Origin of the sequence: Marinococcus halophilus (assembly GCF_900166605.1) — a bacterium.
GTDB lineage: Bacteria > Bacillota > Bacilli > Bacillales > Marinococcaceae > Marinococcus > Marinococcus halophilus.
This window is the reverse complement of the sequence record NZ_FVZD01000006.1, coordinates 1,508,348-1,524,527: the sequence shown is the minus strand read 5'-3', so window position 1 is coordinate 1,524,527 and position 16,180 is coordinate 1,508,348. Positions and strand designations below refer to the sequence as shown.

Here is a 16,180-nt window from a genome sequence, read left to right as displayed (position 1 = left end):
TCAGCACGAATCCTCCCTGCGCGAAGCGAGCACGGCCTGCCTGGCGAGCCGGTCGGCGGCCCGGTTCTCCCGGGACGGCACCCATTTCAGAAAACAAAGAGGCAGTTCTTCTTCAGCACGCAGGATTTTGGCTAAATACGGCTGGTACAGCTTTCGTTTCACAAATTGTTTTTCCACCGAGGCATTCACAAGCTGCGAATCCGTACGGATAGAGGCCGAATGCCAGCCACGCTCGCGACAGAGCTCGTACGCGTACACGCACGCCTCAAATTCCGCTTCGTTGTTGGTCAGGCATCCGAGCGGGCGGGAAAATTCCTCCACGCTGCCGTCGTCGTGCCTGACGAAAATCCCGACGCCGGAAGGCCCGGGCTGGCCGGCGCTGGCCCCGTCAATGTGAATGGTGCGCATATCTTCCGGTTCCCGCCTTTAATCGTATAGTTTTTTGCCGAATACTTCTTTTTCGAGGTTCGAGAGCCGCTTTAAAATATCGTAATTGGTTGTCCCGGCTGCCGGTTCGGCTGCGGCGGCGTTCGATGGGGTGTCCGCATTGCCGGCACCGCTTTCGGAGCGGGTGGAAATCGACGACGTCACGGTGCGCTGGTAGCGGGAGTCGCCCTCCGGCGACGCGGCTGTGCGCTGCTCCGGCGAGCGGTTCAGCTGGTCTTCAAGCTCGCGTACCTTTTGTTCGAACTGCTCATAGTCCTGAATAATCATGTCCAAAAATTGGTCGACTTCGTCTTTGTTGTAGCCTTTGACACTGTTTTTGAAATCTTTGTCTAAAATGTCTTTGGCAGTTAACTGTGTCTGTTCCATCAGCAAGGACCACCTCTGCTTTATTTGTATGATACATTCGCGGGCGCCGGCGCCTGCCGGGCGGACGTCCGCGCATTTATCTGCTTACATTCTTTCAGAATACATGAAAAAAGTCAATTTCCTTCCTGCGCCTATTCGTCCCATTCCCGCTCGGCTTCCTCCCGGACCGTTTCCTCAAGGTCCTCCGGAACGATCGTATAGACTGGATAATGGTCGCTCTGCTGCCGGCGCTCGGCGGAGGCAAGCATATACTTCGGCACGCCCTCCTGCTCTTCGTCATATAAAATCAGGAGCGCGTCCGTATGGGAAATAATAAAGTCGTTTTTGGCCTTCAGCTGCGACGGATTCACATACGGGCGCTTGGAAATCGCGTCCACGTAGTCCGCGCTCTGTTTTAATTCCGCATAGGCGGTGCGGACGTGCTCCGGCCAGATGGAGTCCTGTTCAAGAAACGGTTCCAGCACGGCGAGCCGGATATGGTCGTACTCCTCCCGCAGCCCGTTCCAGGCTTCGGCCGCCCACCATTCCACCCCGGGCTGGCCGGAAATAATCAGCCATTCGCTGCCCTCTTCAATCAGGGCCCGCAGCCGCTTCTCGAGCGTTTTCCGGATGTAGGCAATTTCCGGGGCGTCGTCTTTGAAGATGCCGAGTTCGGCCGGCTTGTAGCCGGTCGCTGCCAGGCGCCTCAAGACGTCCGCCCCCGTTTGGCCATCAGGCGCTCCAGCCGTTTGTGCAGATCGGCCTGCTTGCCGGCAGGAAGCTTGAGCCCTGCCCGTTCCGCCTTGCTCTGCACACCTAAAGCATACAGAAGCGCGCGTTCGGGATTTTTCGCCTGGTGCTCTTCCCATTTGGCAAGCTCCACCCCGGCCTCGAGCGTATACCGGGAATCCTCGTTACGCTCCCAGACCTTTTCAAACCAGGGGACTGCCTCGGCGTACCGGTGCTGTTTCTTCAGGTTGACGCCGTAGCGGTGCATCGTTTCCCCATCACCTTCCCCGTTTTCGACCATCGCCGTGTAATGCTGGGCGCTTTTGGTCCATTCCTTCTGCTGGTCAAACCATTTGGCGACGGCAAGCGACTGTTTTTCGCTGCCCCCGTCGGCAAGAATTCGTTTGGAAATATCAATGTAAAGCGTAATAAGCGATAAAATATCCTGTTCATTGTGTTCCAGGATGCCGGTCACAAACTCGGGAAGTCCTTCGTTCACATAGTCAAAGTACAGCATCGGGGCGAGGTAGCCCGGGGTGTCGTCGTGGCGGACAAACCCGAGAATGTCCCGTTCCACCACGCTCAGCCGGCACGATTCGAGCCGGTCAGCAAACAGGCGCCGGCTCGCGTGCAAAAGGTCAAAGTGGCCAAAGGCCGGAAGCTTCGGCACCTGGTTGCGCACGAGGGTGTGGCGGGTCTGCACCTGGGGCCAGTCAAAGGATTTGCCGTTATAGGTGACCAGGTTTTCCGCCGAATAGCATTCGGTCAGAAAATAATGATACAGCGCCACTTCATGCTCGGGCCCGGGGAGAAAGTACTGTGTTACCTCGACCCGGTCGGGGTACACGCGCGCGCCGCCGAGCAGAAAGATGGTGGTGCCGGTCCCCCCTTTCAGCCCGGTCGTTTCCGTATCAAAAAACAGCAGATCCTCCGGCCGGCGCCCTTCCGGATGCAGTGGATGAAAGGCGGGTTCCTGCTGCCAGCGGTCAAACACCGTAAACAGCTCGCCAAACGAAGCGCTGCCGTGAACGTAGTCGAGCGGATACGTCACGGTGCGTTTTAAAATCGTTTCTCCGTCGTACTGTTTCGGTACAGCACCAAAGGCCTCCCACTCCTCCAGATGCCTGATGCCGGCGGCTGGTTCTGCGGGAGCGGGAGCGGCCGGGGATTCTTCCTGCAGGTGCGTTTTCATTCGCTTGAGTTTATTTTTCATGTTCACGGGCGGGGCTCACCTCCTGTTCGGCCTGAAGCCGGTGAATGAAAGCAAGCACGGTCGCTTTCGTGTTTCCGCTCAGCATAATATCCGACCCGATGCAGGACGGGCAGCCGTCATGGCACGGACAGGCGTCAATCAACGATGCGCAGTCGCGGAGCACCTCGGGCAGGTCGGCAAAAATAGTGGACGACAGGCCGACGCCGCCCGGGTAGCGGTCGTACAGAAAGATCGTCGGCTGCTCTGAATGGGTCGCCTTCATCTGCGGGACGACATGGATGTCGGACGGGTCACACATGACCCGCACCGGTGCCGTATGCCGGAGGACGTTTGCCAGCCCCATCATTGCCTGCTCCAGGGTGTCGCGCCCAAATTCCTGGACGGTGTCTTCGGGGAAATGGATCCAACAGGCATTTGTATGCAATTCTTCCTCCGGCAGGTGCACGGTGCCGGAGCCGATATTTTCAAACGTCGCCAGCTTGATTTTTTTAAAAATCGTCACTTTGGCATGCACCATCACGTCGCCGAAACCGGCGTGGTACGACGGATAGTCCGCCGTGTTGTCCTCTTCGAGCACTTTCAGCTCGACGGCCATGTTGGCATCGGTATAGTAGTCCACCCGCACTTCTTCCACGTACGCTTTTTTCTCGTCCCAGTCCAGATAAACCACCTGGTACTGCACGCCCTGGTGAATGTAGATGGCTTCGTCATGCAGCAGGGTCATCGCGCTGAAGCGGTCCATCTGCCCGATCACCTTCGACGCGGACGGCACCGTCTGGTCGATGATGACAACATTCTCCTGCGAGGCCGAGCGCAGGCTGATGCCGTGCGCCGGAAAGGAATCGCTCATCCAGTACCATTTGGAGCCCCGGTGGTGCACGACATTTTCCTCCGACAGGTACTCGAGCACGTCGCGCACGTCAACGCCGCCGAACGTATCATCGTCCCGGAACGGCAGCTCAAAGGCGGCGCATTTCACATGATCCACGAGAATGATCAGGTTATCGGGATGGATGCGAGCCGTTTCCGGATTTTTCTCCAGAAAATAGTCGGAATGCTGGATCATGTACTGGTCGATCGGATTGGAGCTTGCGATCATTACGATCAGCGACTCCGACTGACGCCGTCCCGCGCGCCCGGCCTGCTGCCAGACGCTTGCAATCGAGCCTGGGTAGCCGGACATGATGCATACCTGCAGCTGCCCGATGTCGACGCCGAGCTCGAGCGCGTTGGTGGAAATCACGCCCATGATGTCGCCGGAGCGAAGCCCTTCCTCAATGGCCCGCCGCTGGTTGGGCAGGTAGCCGCCGCGGTAGCCGGTCACAAGGCTCTGCTGGCCGGTCTGTTTGCTGTTTAAATGCTGCAGGTGGCTCAAAATCACCTCCACCATCACCCGGCTTTTCGTAAACACGATCGTCTGGACGTGCTGCTCGAGAAATGTGTTGGCGAGCCGGTTCACTTCGGAGAGGACGCCTTTGCGGATATTCATCGCTTCGTTAATCACCGGCGGATTGTAGAACACAAAATGTTTCTTCCCCTGCGGCGCCCCGTTGTTGTCTACGAGTGTGAAGGGCTGTTCGGTGAGGGTCTCGGCGAGCTCGCGCGGATTGGCGATCGTCGCAGAGGTGGTGATAAATGTCGGCTCTGCCCCGTAGTAGCGGGCAATGCGCAGCAGCCGGCGGAGCACGTTCGCCACGTGGCTCCCGAACACACCGCGGTACGTATGAATTTCATCAATGACGATATAGCGGAGGTGTTCAAACAGCGACACCCATTTCGTATGATGCGGCAGAATGGCCGAGTGCAGCATGTCGGGGTTAGTCATGACAATATGGCCGGCGCGCCGGATCGACTGTCGGATCGTCGGCGGGGTGTCCCCGTCATACGTGTAGCTGTTAATGGAAGCCCCGATCTCCTCGATAAATTCATTAATTTCACTTTTCTGGTCCTGCGCGAGAGCCTTGGTCGGAAACAGGTACAGCGCGCGCGCTTCCGGCTCGTCCATGATCGTCTGCAGCACCGGGAGGTTATAGCAGAGGGTTTTCCCGGAGGCGGTCGGCGTAATAGTGACGACATTGTTCCTCCGGCCGTAGGCCTCTTCAAACGCCGAATGCTGATGAGTGTAGAGCGAATCGATGCCGCGGGCGGCAAGCCCGGCGCGCAGGCGCTCATGCAGCTGTGCCGGGAAATCAGCCGTTTTCGCCGGCCGTTCATCAACGGTGTGCCAGAATTCTATATTGGGGGCAATGGACGAGTCAGTTTTCATCCACTGCATTAACTCCTGTAAGGATTGTTTTTTCATGATTGTTCACCTCAGCATACTTCCATTATAGCGAATGTATGTTTGTTTTTCTATCCCGGCTGTTTTTAGTGTTATAACACAGAAAAGGCTTCCCGCATTTGCATACGGGAAGCCTTTTCGAGACGTGAGCGTTATTTAGTGTTGGTATGGTAGTCATTAATCATATCGAGAATCGTCCGGTTTTCCTCTTCCGGGGTGTAACGGTCTTCTTTCGATCTTGTGAAATGACGCATCCTAAATCGCTCCTTTTTGTTAAAGTTGTTATAATGTAATTCAAAGTATATACCATTGTTATAATACAGTCAACGGTTATTTCAATATTTTTCGAATTTTTTTATAAAAAAATCCCCTGCCTGATGGCAGAGGGCGTCCGGACAGGGAGTCAGCGACCGGTCGCGGCACGGATGCAGCTGTCGATCGTTTTGACCAGCGTATTAATTTCCGGCTTGCTTACCTGGGCGTCAGCTCCAACGTTTTTCCCTTTATGGAACAAATCCGCTGTAATCAGCGAAGAAAAAATAACGACCGGGACGTGGCGGAGATGGTCGTGCTCTTTGATTTTCCTGGTAAGATGATGGCCGTCCATCTGGGGCATCTCAATGTCAGTAATCACTAGATCTGGAAGGCTTGCGGCTCCCCCGTCCCTCAGTAATTCCTCGAGGTATTCATAGGCTTCCTGTCCGTTTTCAAAGGAACGGTGGCGCTTGTATCCGGCTTCTGCAAGGGTATCGGCAATCAAGTGTTTGAGCACAGGGGAATCTTCCGCGATCAGCACGGTCGCATTTTCCCGTTCCGGCGTATAGGCCGGCAGATGCTGGTCAAACAGCGTGTCCGGGGAGATATCGCTGATAATTCGTTCGTAGTCGAGCAGAAAGACCATCGCATGCTCCATTTTGACAATACCGATGGAGCGGGCTTCAATCCCCTGGGACAAAGCATTGGGCTTTTCAATATCCTCCCAGCTGATCCGGTGAATACGCGACACTTCTTCGACGTGAAAGGCTACTTTCACCTGGTTCAGCTCTGCGATAATGTATTTATCGTGGCGGGCATCGTCGGCTCCGTCGTAACGCAGTACTTTTTTCAGGTCAATGACCGGAATGACTTCATTGCGCAGGCGCACAATTCCTTTGACGTGCTCATGATGGTTCGGCACCGGAGTGACCTCCACCTGATGAATGATTTCGCGCACCTTTAAGACATTAATGCCAAATTGGCTGTTTCCGACGGAAAATAAAACGATTTCGAGCTCGTTGGTTCCTGATTCCAATAGAATATTTTTTTCACTTGCTAAAGACATGCCGTTTCCCTCCCAGTTCTCTTTACTTTATATATCGGCCCCGCCCGGCCGGTGTTAAAGATTTGCAGCCAGGAGTTTTTCATTTTTGGATGTTTTTGTCTCGTATCGGGAAGGTATAGAAGGAGCAGGAGGCTGATAAAATGAAAGCACTTGTTATAAATGAAGCCGGCGGCCCCGGCCAGCTGCAGGAAACCGATATGGAGGTGCCGGAGCCGGAAGCTCATGAGCTCCGCATCAAAGTTCACGCTGTGGGATTAAATCCGGTCGATTATAAATTAATGGAATCTCCTCTCCCGGAATGGTCGTTCCCTCACGTTTCGGGACTGGACGTGTCCGGGGTAGTCGATGCAGTTGGCGCGGATGTAACCGATTGGTCAGCCGGGGATGAAGTGTATTATCATGGAAATATGACAGAAGACGGTGGGTTTGCGGAATTTACGACTACGCGGGCGGACGTGGTGTCATCAGTGCCGAAAGGCCTGACGCATGTGGAAGCAGCGTCGATGCCGACGGCCGGTTTCACGGCCTACCAGTCGCTGTACCGGAAGGCCCCGCTCCGCCCTGGCCAGACGATTATGATTCAGGCTGGGTCCGGCGGCGTAGGAAGCTTTGCCGTACAGCTTGCCAAGCATCTTGGGCTCACCGTGTTTTCCACCTGTTCGGACGAAAATGCGGACTACGTGAAAGAGCTGGGGGCCGATCAGGTGATTGACTACCGCAGCCAGAACGTGGTGGAAGAAGTACACAAATTAACCGACGGCCGTGGGGTCGATGTGGTTCTTGATCTGGTCGGCCGCGAAACAGCCACCGAAGCCCTGGATTACCTCGCGTTTAACGGGCATTTGATTGCTGTGGTTGAATGGCCTGACCTTTCCCACTACGTAGCAAAAACGCTCGCCCCTTCGATTCATGAAGTGGCACTTGGATTTGTGTACCGTTCGGATGATGAAGCACAGATTAAAGACCTCGGCTATATGGCACGGGAGCTTGGAGAGCTTGCTTCGCAGGGAAAAGTGAAGCCTTCCCTCAACCGCACGATCAGCTTCCAGGAGATCCCGAAAGCACTACAGGAAATGCAGGACGGCCATACACGCGGGAAAATTGTGGCCTCATTTGATACGTGAATATGCTCTCAAGCCCTTTCCTAAAAAAGGATGGGGCTTCATTTTTGCTTTTTTTTTTAACTTTTTAGTTTTATTTCTATAATAAATACGGTAATTGAAATTTTAGTTAAGAACCGAACGGCTACGTTCGGCGGTCAGCGTATCGGGGCTCCTCCCGTAATAAACCACGGCCGCTGCTCATGCCATTGGATGCTCCCGGCTACATCAAACGCGCTGGAAACCTCTTCATCCGTCAGCACGTTCTGTTTCTTTCCATCCGCCTGAACCCGGCCATTTTTCATAATCGTTGCAGCTTCTACGGCTCCCGGCAGCTCTTCAAGGTGATGGGTTACATACAGCACGGTCGGTGCCTCCGGGACCTGCAGCGACGCTTCAAGCCCTTCGATCAGCTCCTCTCTTCCCTTCACATCAAGGCCGGTACAGGGTTCATCAAGAAGGAGCAGCTTTGCTCCTGTCGTCCACGCCCTCGCAAGCATTACCCGGCGCTTCTCCCCCTGGGAAAGCGCGGCATACGGTACGTCTCTGTACTGTGATACCCCGAACGTGCGCAGAGCTTCCTCCGCCCGTTCCATGGCCGTCTCCGGTGCCTGTTCGTAAACACCGATGCTCGCAAAATAACCGCTTAAGGCGACGTTGCGGGCAGTTTCCCCCGCGCGGTGCTGGTACTGATCGTCCAGGGCGTTACTGACAATGCCGATTTCCCGGCGGAGCTCCTGCATGTTCACCCTGCCATGCCGGCCAAACCAGGTGTGCACTTCTCCTTCCGTAGCCCATACCTGCCCTAAAATCACCTGCAGCAGCGTGGTTTTGCCGGAACCATTTAAGCCGAGAAGAGCCCGGTGTTCGCCCTGATTGACTGCAAACGAAACGTCCTCCAGCCGGCTCCGCCCGTTCGTCCGCACGCTGACGTTTTTTATATCCACTAAACGCTCCATCACCTGTCCTCCTTACGCCTCCGTCTGTTCATACAAATGAATGTTGTTGGCAATGGTCTGATTTTTATTTTTCAGCATCCATTTGAGAGTTGGATGATAGTCAAGCACCGGCGACGGCTCCAGCAGATGCCACGTATCTTCGTCGGCCGCTCTGGCTTCCGGCGTTGTCCCGGGAGAGGCATGCAGCTGGAATTCCTGCAGCCCCTGGCACCCGCCCGTAAATTCGTAGGCAATCGTAATCGTCTGTTTGTCCTCCAGGCGGCGAATCGCGTCGGCCGCCCGGTCGGTCAGCTGTATTTGCATAGCTTACCCCTCCTTTTTCATTGTCCATTATAGCAAAGCTTCCCCCGTTATATAAAAAAGAAGCCCCGGAAGGCTTCTTTTTAGGCGTTTAACGGCAGCGGCCGGTGCAGGATCTTTACTCGTTCCGGAAGCTCCCCGGACTTGCGCGCTTCCATTAGTCTCCGGTACATCCGTTTGCCGCCCACTGCATTCGCTGAGTGTATGGTAATTTTTGAAGGTATAATTTGTTTTTCGAGTAAATACAGCACAACGGAAAAACCGTTAAAATACTTCGTTCCCAAGTCATGGTCAAGCGACAGATGGCTGACGTCAGCCGTGTTTTGCAGCAGTCGCATGCATTCTTCCGCTGTTTTCACCAATACGTGATTATCCGGAGACTGTCGGACGTCGTCTAAAAAAATATTTGTTCCGTTCATGTCCCCATCCTTTATCTTGCAGAGTACTTGTAGTATAACACACTCACTCCGTCTGTCCAACCAGCCTCCGGAGCTCTGCTTCCAGCCGCGCCCATTCCCGCTCGCTATCTTCTGTTTTTTCCTGCTTCAGCCACTCTGTCTGCCGGGCTGCCGCCGCCTCCCAGCCGTCCGTGCGCTGCTTCCACCGGGCTCCCGCTGCCGCTTCCGCCCAGGCATAGACGTTTGCTTTCACTATTTGCAGCTCTTCTTCGACCACGGGCCGCAGCTTTTGTTCGAGCACTTCCCGGTACGCTTTGTTTTCCCCTCTCAGGAAGAAATCATGGTGCGAGAGCGTTTTCCACTCCCCCTCCACCGCTTCGGCGACCAACGGCACCTCCGGCGGAGAAAATTCGATTGCCGGAAAAGCTTCGTCCTCTCCCGAAAACACATAACGAAAATGGTTCGGCAGCTGCTGCCTCCAGTATTGTTCCTCTTCATTCATCGCCTGCTGGACCCACCGTTCTACCCGCGCCGTCGTAACCCTTGTTTCCTGCATGAACCGCTGCAGCACCTGCTGGACTGCTTCTGTCGTTTTCCGGCGCAGCTGGGAACGAAACGAGGACTGGTCATGAAAGTACGCCCGCGAAAACCAAAACATAAATTCTTCCCGGTAATAATAAAACAACCGCTGGCGGACGTAGAAAAACAGCTCCTCTGTTTCCTCAGCAAGCCGCTTGTCAATACGCTTCCATGACTCTGTCCACTTGTCCTGTGCGAGGAACTGCTCCAGCTGCATGATTTCGTTTTGTCTCTCCCGCGCCTGTTCGGCATCCGTCCGCTCCACCTGTGCCCGCGTTCGTTCCACGTAGGAGCGGAGCTCTTCGGCCTCCCGGTTTCCCTCTTTGATCACAGTGGTTTCAAGCGTCGTGGAAAGAAACTCTTCAAACACGGCCTCAAACCCTTCCAGGCCGCCGGCCGTTTTGTCCTGCAGCGACACTTTTCCGGAAACCGGCAGGACAAGCGGATCTCGGACACCAATGGCGGCAAGCTCTTCGCGCACATACGAAAGCACCTCCTCGAGCTCCTGCCGGTTAGAAGCAAGATCCGCTGCGTTTACGAGAAAAATCAATTTATCGTAGGAAAACGTTTGGTTCACCGCAGCCAGCTGCTCCAAAAATGCTTTATCCCCACGCGAAAATGCATGGTTGTAATACGATAAAAACAAAATGGCGTCCGCCCGCTGCATTTCCTGGAAGGAAATGTCCGCGTGGCGCTGATACACCGAATGAATACCGGGGGTATCGACTATTTCCATGCCCTGCCCGGTCCACGGAGAAGCAAGATAAACGTCCGCCCGTTCAATCATCATCGCCTGCGCTTCTGTTCCAGCCGCCTGCTGAAAGGCTTCGAGGGAGACTGCCTCCGAATGGCCCGCGCTGCGCTGCTGCTGTTCGTAGGAGGAGGCGTACTGATCAAGCATTCTTTTTTCTTCCTCCCGCATCGCATCGAAGGCGAGCGGCTCCAGCTGCTCCTGTTCCAGCTCGGTCCGCTTCTGCTTTTCTGCTTTTTCCGCCCGTGCCCGGGCCTGTTCTTCGTAAGCATCGTACCGGTCGTGCCACTCTGTGACATGATCCAGGCGCACCTCAAACGGGGCCAGCAGGTCGTTCATGTCCTGAAGCACATGGGCCTGCTGCTTGTAATAAATCACTGCGCTCCGGTCCGGATGCCGGCCGTCCGGTGCTTTCAAATGAGTGATCGCCGCTGTAGTTGGATTCGCCGACACCGGCAGGACGGTTTCTCCCGCCATGGCGTTGGCTACCGTGGATTTCCCGGCACTGAAGCCGCCGAAAAAGGACACCCGGAACGACTGCTCCCGGAGCCTTGCCGCCCGGGCCTCCAGCCGCTGGGCAAAGCCTTCAAGCGGTACGTACGGCTTCACCAGCCGGGCAAGCTTTCGCCACTGCTCTGCCGTCGCCTCCGGATCGGGGCGGCTGTCCCGGCTTCCCCCAGAAGCGGCCAGGTAGTTTTCGTACCATTTTTTTACCGAATAGGTTTTATTCTCCGCAGAGGGGGCTACTGCCTGCGCTGCCGGTTCTGTCTCGAGGCCGGCCTGAGACAGCGGCACCGCATGCCCGGACCACCACTGCTGCTGGGCCTCAAGCAGGTCCTTTGCCTGATAAAATTCGCGGCGCCAGTCTTCATAAGTCCGCCAGGCTTTCCGGTTGGCTGCTGCTTGTGCTTCCTGCTGCCGGGCTTCCGTCTGCTTCTGGTCCCGGGCCGCTTCTAAAAAGAGCGGCATCCATTCAGCAAGCTGCCGGCGGTACGCCGTCTGCATTTTTTCTTCCAGGTTGCGGCAGTAAGTTCTTGCATAGGCTTCCGTGAGGCGTGCCCCCTTGTTTTCCGCATCCTGGAGCATGGCAGCATCCGCCCGCACTTCCATAGCGTCAATCGCGGCTTCCACCTGCGGGCTTCTGCCGGCGTAGCGTTCGGCGGTCTGCTTCATGTCCCGTTTTAAATGATTTTCGAGTTCGTTTTTGATGTTTTCATTCAGCTCTTTGATCAGCCGGGCTTCCCGGTCCCTGCGAACCTTAGTCGTTTTTTGGGTGCCCAGCCAGCTTTTAACACGAAAGGTCACCAGGCGGGATTCCAGATAGTCACGCACTGCCGCCCGCGTATGGTAGGGCATCAGCTTGGCACGGGCAAAGGCATCGAGGATGGTCTGGCGCATCGCTTTTTCTCCCTGCGCCTCCCAGTGCCTGAACTGTCCGGCGGCGTTCTGGTCTGCCTCTACCGCCTCGTAAAGGTCTCCGGGCGTGGTAAACGCTTCCCAAACGCCCTTGATGTCTTCGCCCGGCTCCGCTGCAGAAAGACGCCGGCGCAGATGGGACACGGTGAGGTAATACGCTCTCGCCGCGCATGTCTGCCGAATGCGCTCCGTCCGCTGGCCGGCAGCGGCAGGCAGCATTCTCTTCTGCAGGGCTTCCCAGGAAGCGGCCGTGCGTTCGGGGTAAAGCGCAGACACGAAAAAAACAGCTTCGTATTCGATCTGCCGGCGGTCCAGGCTTTCCCGGATCCGGTCCTGGTAGGCCTGGAAGGAGAGCTCCCCTTCCTCATGCTTGTCCACCTGGTTAACGATAAGGCATGGTCGGACATACTGCTCGTTCAACCGCTGCAGAAACAAAAAATTTTCTTCCGACTCCACCTGCTGGTAGTCAGTCACATAAAACAGCTCATCGGCTATCATCCATTCCGACTCCGCGGCCCGCTGATGAGCGGCTTCGGTGGAATCAATGCCCGGCGTATCAAAAAGCGTCACTCCCGGCGGCAGCGGCAATTCGGGATGCCTCACTTCCACCCGCTCGGTTTCCTTGGCCATCATCCATGCATTCGTCCACGCTCCGGCCGGTACCGCTGAAGTCTGTCCGCCGGTGGTCACCTTATAGGAGGCAGCGTCTCCAGCCGAAAAGGAAACGACGTTCGCACTTGTCGGCACCGGGTGGGCCGGCAGCCATTCCCCGTCCAGCATCCGGTTGATCAGCGTGCTTTTCCCCGCGGAAAAGTGGCCGCAGACAAGCACATGGTACGCCGACGCGCTGTTTTTTGCCTTCAGCCGGCGCAAATCTCTCTTTTCGCCTGCCGTGAGCCCGGAGGCGCCTTCGAGCTTTTCGATTCCTTCACCGACCGCAGACGGCGAAAACGTATGCCGGGAAAAAAAGGCCCGGACTGCGTCATTATTCCATTGATACATTTCAAGGGTTGGCCGCTGCACCGTTACCGCTCTCCTTTTGATGCAAAAACGCCGCTCCTCCGTAGCAGGAGAAGCCGGCGCTGTTACAGCAGATAGTCTTTTTCATATAAAAATGCGTACGGAATATCCACAAATACGTACAAATCCTCCGTGATGGGATGGGAATATGTCCGAATCATTTCATCGCTGTGGAAATCCGTATACATGTCGGAAAGAATGCCTCTTTGTTCAAAATTCATGCGCACAATGTTTTCCAGAAAATACGGCCGCCAGCTCCAGTTGCGGTGGCGCTCTTCCGTCCGGTATTCCCAAGCGCCGCCGCTCTGGCGCGAGGCGTTCCCAGAAAGCTGGTATCCCTCCCGGTCGCACACGTACACGCGGAAGCTCATTTCCTCGAGCGACTCTGCGGTCCGAAGCGTCCAGCCGTCGATGTCTTCCATCACGTCTGAATGCTTGAGGCGCTCGTTCAGCCGCTTGTTCAGCTCGGCGGTTAACTGGATCTGGGCTTCGATTTTTTTACGCTCCACATCGATAAAATGATGGATGTCCTTTTTCATCCGTTGTTGAAACTGGTCTTTTTCAATGAACGTCTCTTTCGGCTTATCAAGGTAGAATCCCTGGTAATACCGGGCGCCGTTGCGCCAGGCATAATTCAGCTGATTAAACGATTCAATTTTTTCAAACAAAAGCGAAGCTCCAATTTTTCTCGACAGCGTCGACAGCGAATGCAGCACGTCCCGGTAAATGCTCGGTACCGCAAAACTTTCGGAAAGCGTCACGTCCACCTTCAGCACATTGGGCTTCAAGTAGGCAAGCTGTTCCAGATGAATCGCTTCCTTGCCGAGATTATCAATCGCAACCGAAAGGCCGGCGCTCTGGGCATACTGTATAAAGTGCTTCAGGCGCGACAGGTCCTGCTGAAAATCGGTCGCTTTCAGTTCCAGGCAGATCGAGGCCGGAGCCACGCCCCATTCCTCGTACCCAAGCAGAAATTCAACCAGGCCGTCTCCTCCGTCTCCGAGAATGGTGGACGCGTCCACGTTTAAAAAAACCATATCCGTCCGCTCTCCAGCTACAAACGTTTCCAGCGCAGCCCGGTGCACCTCCCGGTCAATTTCCTGCTTATACTCCCACGGCACTCCCGGGTCCCGAAAGCAGTTCTCGAGCGTCTCGACACTCCCGTCCTCATTTCGAAAACGGCCGAGCACTTCATACGCAGAAATCTCCAGCTTATCTGCGCTCAGTATCGGCTGAAAGTACACCAAAATCTGTTCTTTATTCATCAATACGTCTAGCGCATCCAACTCCATCACCCAATCTTCCGCTCACATTCTTCGGCGTCTCTGCCTAGTTGTCGTTCCCGGCTGTTTTTGCACGCATCTATTATATCATCTTTTTTCCCCGGACTGAAAAAACTGTTTCCGGATTGGAAACAGTTTCAGGCAAAGTCGAATGGTGTCTCCTGATACACATAATAGTTCAGCCAGTTCGTAAACAACAGCGTCGCATGGGCGCGCCACATTTTCAGCGGGGAATACAGGTGATTGTCCTCCGGAAAGTAGTTTTCCGGCACCTCGGTTCCCAGACCGCGGCGCATATCGCGCTCAAATTCATCGCGCAGGGTGTCCGCATCGTATTCGCTGTGGCCGGTCACGTAAATCCGCTTGCGGTCCTTGGTCGCTACGATATACAGGCCGGCTTCGTCGGATTCGGATAAAATGTCCAGGTCCGGACAGGCCTCCACGTCCTCCCGTCTTGTTTTCGTGTACCGGGAGTGCGGCACGTAAAACTGGTCGTCGAACCCGCTCAGAAGCTTTTCGTTTTGGCCGTTAATATAGTGCGGGTAGACGCCGAACTGTTTTTTCGGAAGCGGATGCTTATCGATGCCGTGATGGTGGTACAGGCCGGCCTGGGCCCCCCAGCAGATATGCATCGTGTTGGTGACGTTCTGGTCGCTCCAGTCCAGAATGCTCTGAAGCTCTTCCCAGTAATCCACTTCTTCGAACGGGATTTGCTCAAGCGGGGCCCCGGTGATGATCATGCCGTCGAATTTCCGGCTCCGCACTTCATCGATCGTTTTGTAGAACGACGACAGATGCTCGCGCGGCGTGTTTTTGGACCGGTGGGTATCCGGATGCAGAAACGACACATCCACCTGCAGCGGCGTATTACTGAGCATCCGGAGGATCTGGGTCTCCGTCCGCTCTTTTAAAGGCATCAGGTTTAAAATGACAATTTTCAGCGGGCGGATGTCCTGCAGGTAGGCCCGGCTTTCATTCATGATAAAAATATTTTCTTTTTCCAGCGTATTTTTGGCCGGCAGATAGTCAGGTACTTTAATAGGCATGGCGCTATCGTTCTCCTTTAACGTATTTCGGTGTTCTCTCCTTTTCTTTCTTTTATCTATATATCAAACATCGCGGCCGCCGTCTAGTCTTTCCCGTATTTGTGAAAAACGGATGGCCGCAAGGGGACCATCCGCAGTCGCTTTTTATTCTTTCCACCACGTATCGTATAACGTTGCCGGCATTTCCCGTTTATGCGCCGTTTTGTTATACATATCCACGAGCCGGTCATGGGCATCAGGATCAATGCTTTGGCCTTCGAGAAAGTCGTCGATCTGGTCGTACGTCAGCCCGAGCGCCTCTTCGTCCGGAAGGCCGGGACGGTCGCTTTCGAGATCAGCGGTCGGTACCTTTTCAAACGTCGAGGCCGGTGCTTCGAGCTCGCGCAGCAGCATCTTGCCCTGACGCTTATTCAGGCCGTACAGCGGGGCCACGTCGCAGGCGCCGTCCCCGTGCTTCGTGTAAAAGCCGGTAACCGCTTCTGCTGCGTGGTCGGTGCCGAGCACGAGCAGCCCTTCGGCTCCGGCGACGTCGTACTGGGCCTTCATCCGTTCCCGGGCCTTCGTGTTGCCCTTAATAAAGTCGGACATGGTGGTTCCAAGGGCCCGTTCAAATGCCTGCACCGACGCGTCCACGCCCGGCTGAACGTCAATCGTATACGTTTCCTGCGGCTCGATGTAGTCAAGCGCCTTCGCCGCATCGTCCTCATCATGCTGTTTTCCGTACGGCAGGCGGAGGGCGACAAATTTGAACGGCACGGCCTGCTCGGTTTCAAGCTCATCCACCGCCATCTGGGCGAGCTTGCCGGCGAGCGTCGAATCCTGGCCGCCGGAAATGCCGAGCACAAAGCCTCTGACTCCGGCTTTTTTGGCGTATTCTTTCAGAAAGTGCACCCGGCGTTCAATTTCCTGCTTGGGGTCAATCTCCGGCGTTGTTTGCAATGCTTCAATAATTTCATTCTGTGTTGCATTCATAGATTGTGCCTCCAGATTAA

General features: G+C 55.3%; 14 protein-coding genes. 1 reads left to right on the top strand and 13 read right to left on the bottom strand.

What is annotated here, in order from left to right; genetic code table 11:
* The 6 genes from B5066_RS13795 to B5066_RS13770 form a co-directional block, all read right to left on the bottom strand.
* Positions 1–408 (bottom strand): ribonuclease HI family protein, encoded by a 408-nt coding sequence (locus B5066_RS13795; protein ID WP_079476479.1) that lies wholly within the window; start codon positions 406–408, stop codon positions 1–3.
* Positions 409–426: 18 nt separating this feature from the next.
* A complete protein-coding gene (gpsB, locus tag B5066_RS13790; protein WP_079476478.1) occupies positions 427–813 on the bottom strand; it encodes a cell division regulator GpsB in 387 nt (128 codons plus the stop codon).
* Between the two features lie 131 nt (positions 814–944).
* Positions 945–1,502: an SLOG family protein gene (locus B5066_RS13785; protein WP_079476477.1), complete on the bottom strand. Its 558-nt coding sequence runs from the start codon at positions 1,500–1,502 to the stop codon at positions 945–947.
* The gene (locus B5066_RS13780) at positions 1,499–2,734 is read right to left on the bottom strand and encodes a ribonuclease H-like domain-containing protein (protein ID WP_079476476.1); all 1,236 of its coding nucleotides are present in this window, start codon (positions 2,732–2,734) and stop codon (positions 1,499–1,501) included. Before B5066_RS13780 ends, B5066_RS13785 begins: the two co-directional genes overlap by 4 nt.
* Positions 2,724–5,036, bottom strand: a complete 2,313-nt coding sequence (locus B5066_RS13775) for a DEAD/DEAH box helicase (RefSeq protein ID WP_079476475.1) — start codon at positions 5,034–5,036, stop codon at positions 2,724–2,726. The genes B5066_RS13780 and B5066_RS13775 overlap by 11 nt, the downstream gene beginning before the upstream one ends.
* Positions 5,037–5,418: 382 nt before the next feature.
* On the bottom strand, positions 5,419–6,336 hold the full coding sequence (locus tag B5066_RS13770) for a chemotaxis protein CheV (RefSeq protein WP_079476474.1): 918 nt from the start codon (positions 6,334–6,336) through the stop codon (positions 5,419–5,421).
* Positions 6,337–6,476: 140 nt separating this feature from the next.
* Between B5066_RS13770 and B5066_RS13765 the strand changes: the two genes are divergently transcribed.
* Positions 6,477–7,460 (top strand): zinc-binding dehydrogenase, encoded by a 984-nt coding sequence (locus B5066_RS13765; protein ID WP_079476473.1) that lies wholly within the window; start codon positions 6,477–6,479, stop codon positions 7,458–7,460.
* Between the two features lie 134 nt (positions 7,461–7,594).
* On the opposite strand, the gene B5066_RS13760 is transcribed toward B5066_RS13765, so the two are convergent.
* The 7 genes from B5066_RS13760 to nadE form a co-directional block, all read right to left on the bottom strand.
* The gene (locus B5066_RS13760; protein WP_079476472.1) at positions 7,595–8,395 is read right to left on the bottom strand and encodes an ABC transporter ATP-binding protein; all 801 of its coding nucleotides are present in this window, start codon (positions 8,393–8,395) and stop codon (positions 7,595–7,597) included.
* A 12-nt stretch (positions 8,396–8,407) separates the two neighbouring features.
* Positions 8,408–8,698 (bottom strand): iron-sulfur cluster assembly accessory protein, encoded by a 291-nt coding sequence (locus B5066_RS13755; RefSeq protein WP_079476471.1) that lies wholly within the window; start codon positions 8,696–8,698, stop codon positions 8,408–8,410.
* An 80-nt stretch (positions 8,699–8,778) separates the two neighbouring features.
* The gene (locus B5066_RS13750) at positions 8,779–9,114 is read right to left on the bottom strand and encodes a cyclic-phosphate processing receiver domain-containing protein (protein WP_079476470.1); all 336 of its coding nucleotides are present in this window, start codon (positions 9,112–9,114) and stop codon (positions 8,779–8,781) included.
* A gap of 43 nt (positions 9,115–9,157) precedes the next feature.
* Positions 9,158–12,862, bottom strand: coding sequence for a dynamin family protein (locus B5066_RS13745; RefSeq protein WP_079476469.1), 3,705 nt, complete (start codon positions 12,860–12,862; stop codon positions 9,158–9,160).
* Positions 12,863–12,924: 62 nt separating this feature from the next.
* On the bottom strand, positions 12,925–14,151 hold the full coding sequence (locus B5066_RS13740; protein ID WP_079476468.1) for an EAL domain-containing protein: 1,227 nt from the start codon (positions 14,149–14,151) through the stop codon (positions 12,925–12,927).
* Between the two features lie 128 nt (positions 14,152–14,279).
* On the bottom strand, positions 14,280–15,188 hold the full coding sequence (metA, locus tag B5066_RS13735; protein WP_079476467.1) for a homoserine O-acetyltransferase MetA: 909 nt from the start codon (positions 15,186–15,188) through the stop codon (positions 14,280–14,282).
* 144 nt (positions 15,189–15,332) lie between these two features.
* The gene (gene nadE / locus B5066_RS13730) at positions 15,333–16,160 is read right to left on the bottom strand and encodes an ammonia-dependent NAD(+) synthetase (protein ID WP_079476466.1); all 828 of its coding nucleotides are present in this window, start codon (positions 16,158–16,160) and stop codon (positions 15,333–15,335) included.
* Between the last annotated feature and the right edge of the window lie 20 nt (positions 16,161–16,180).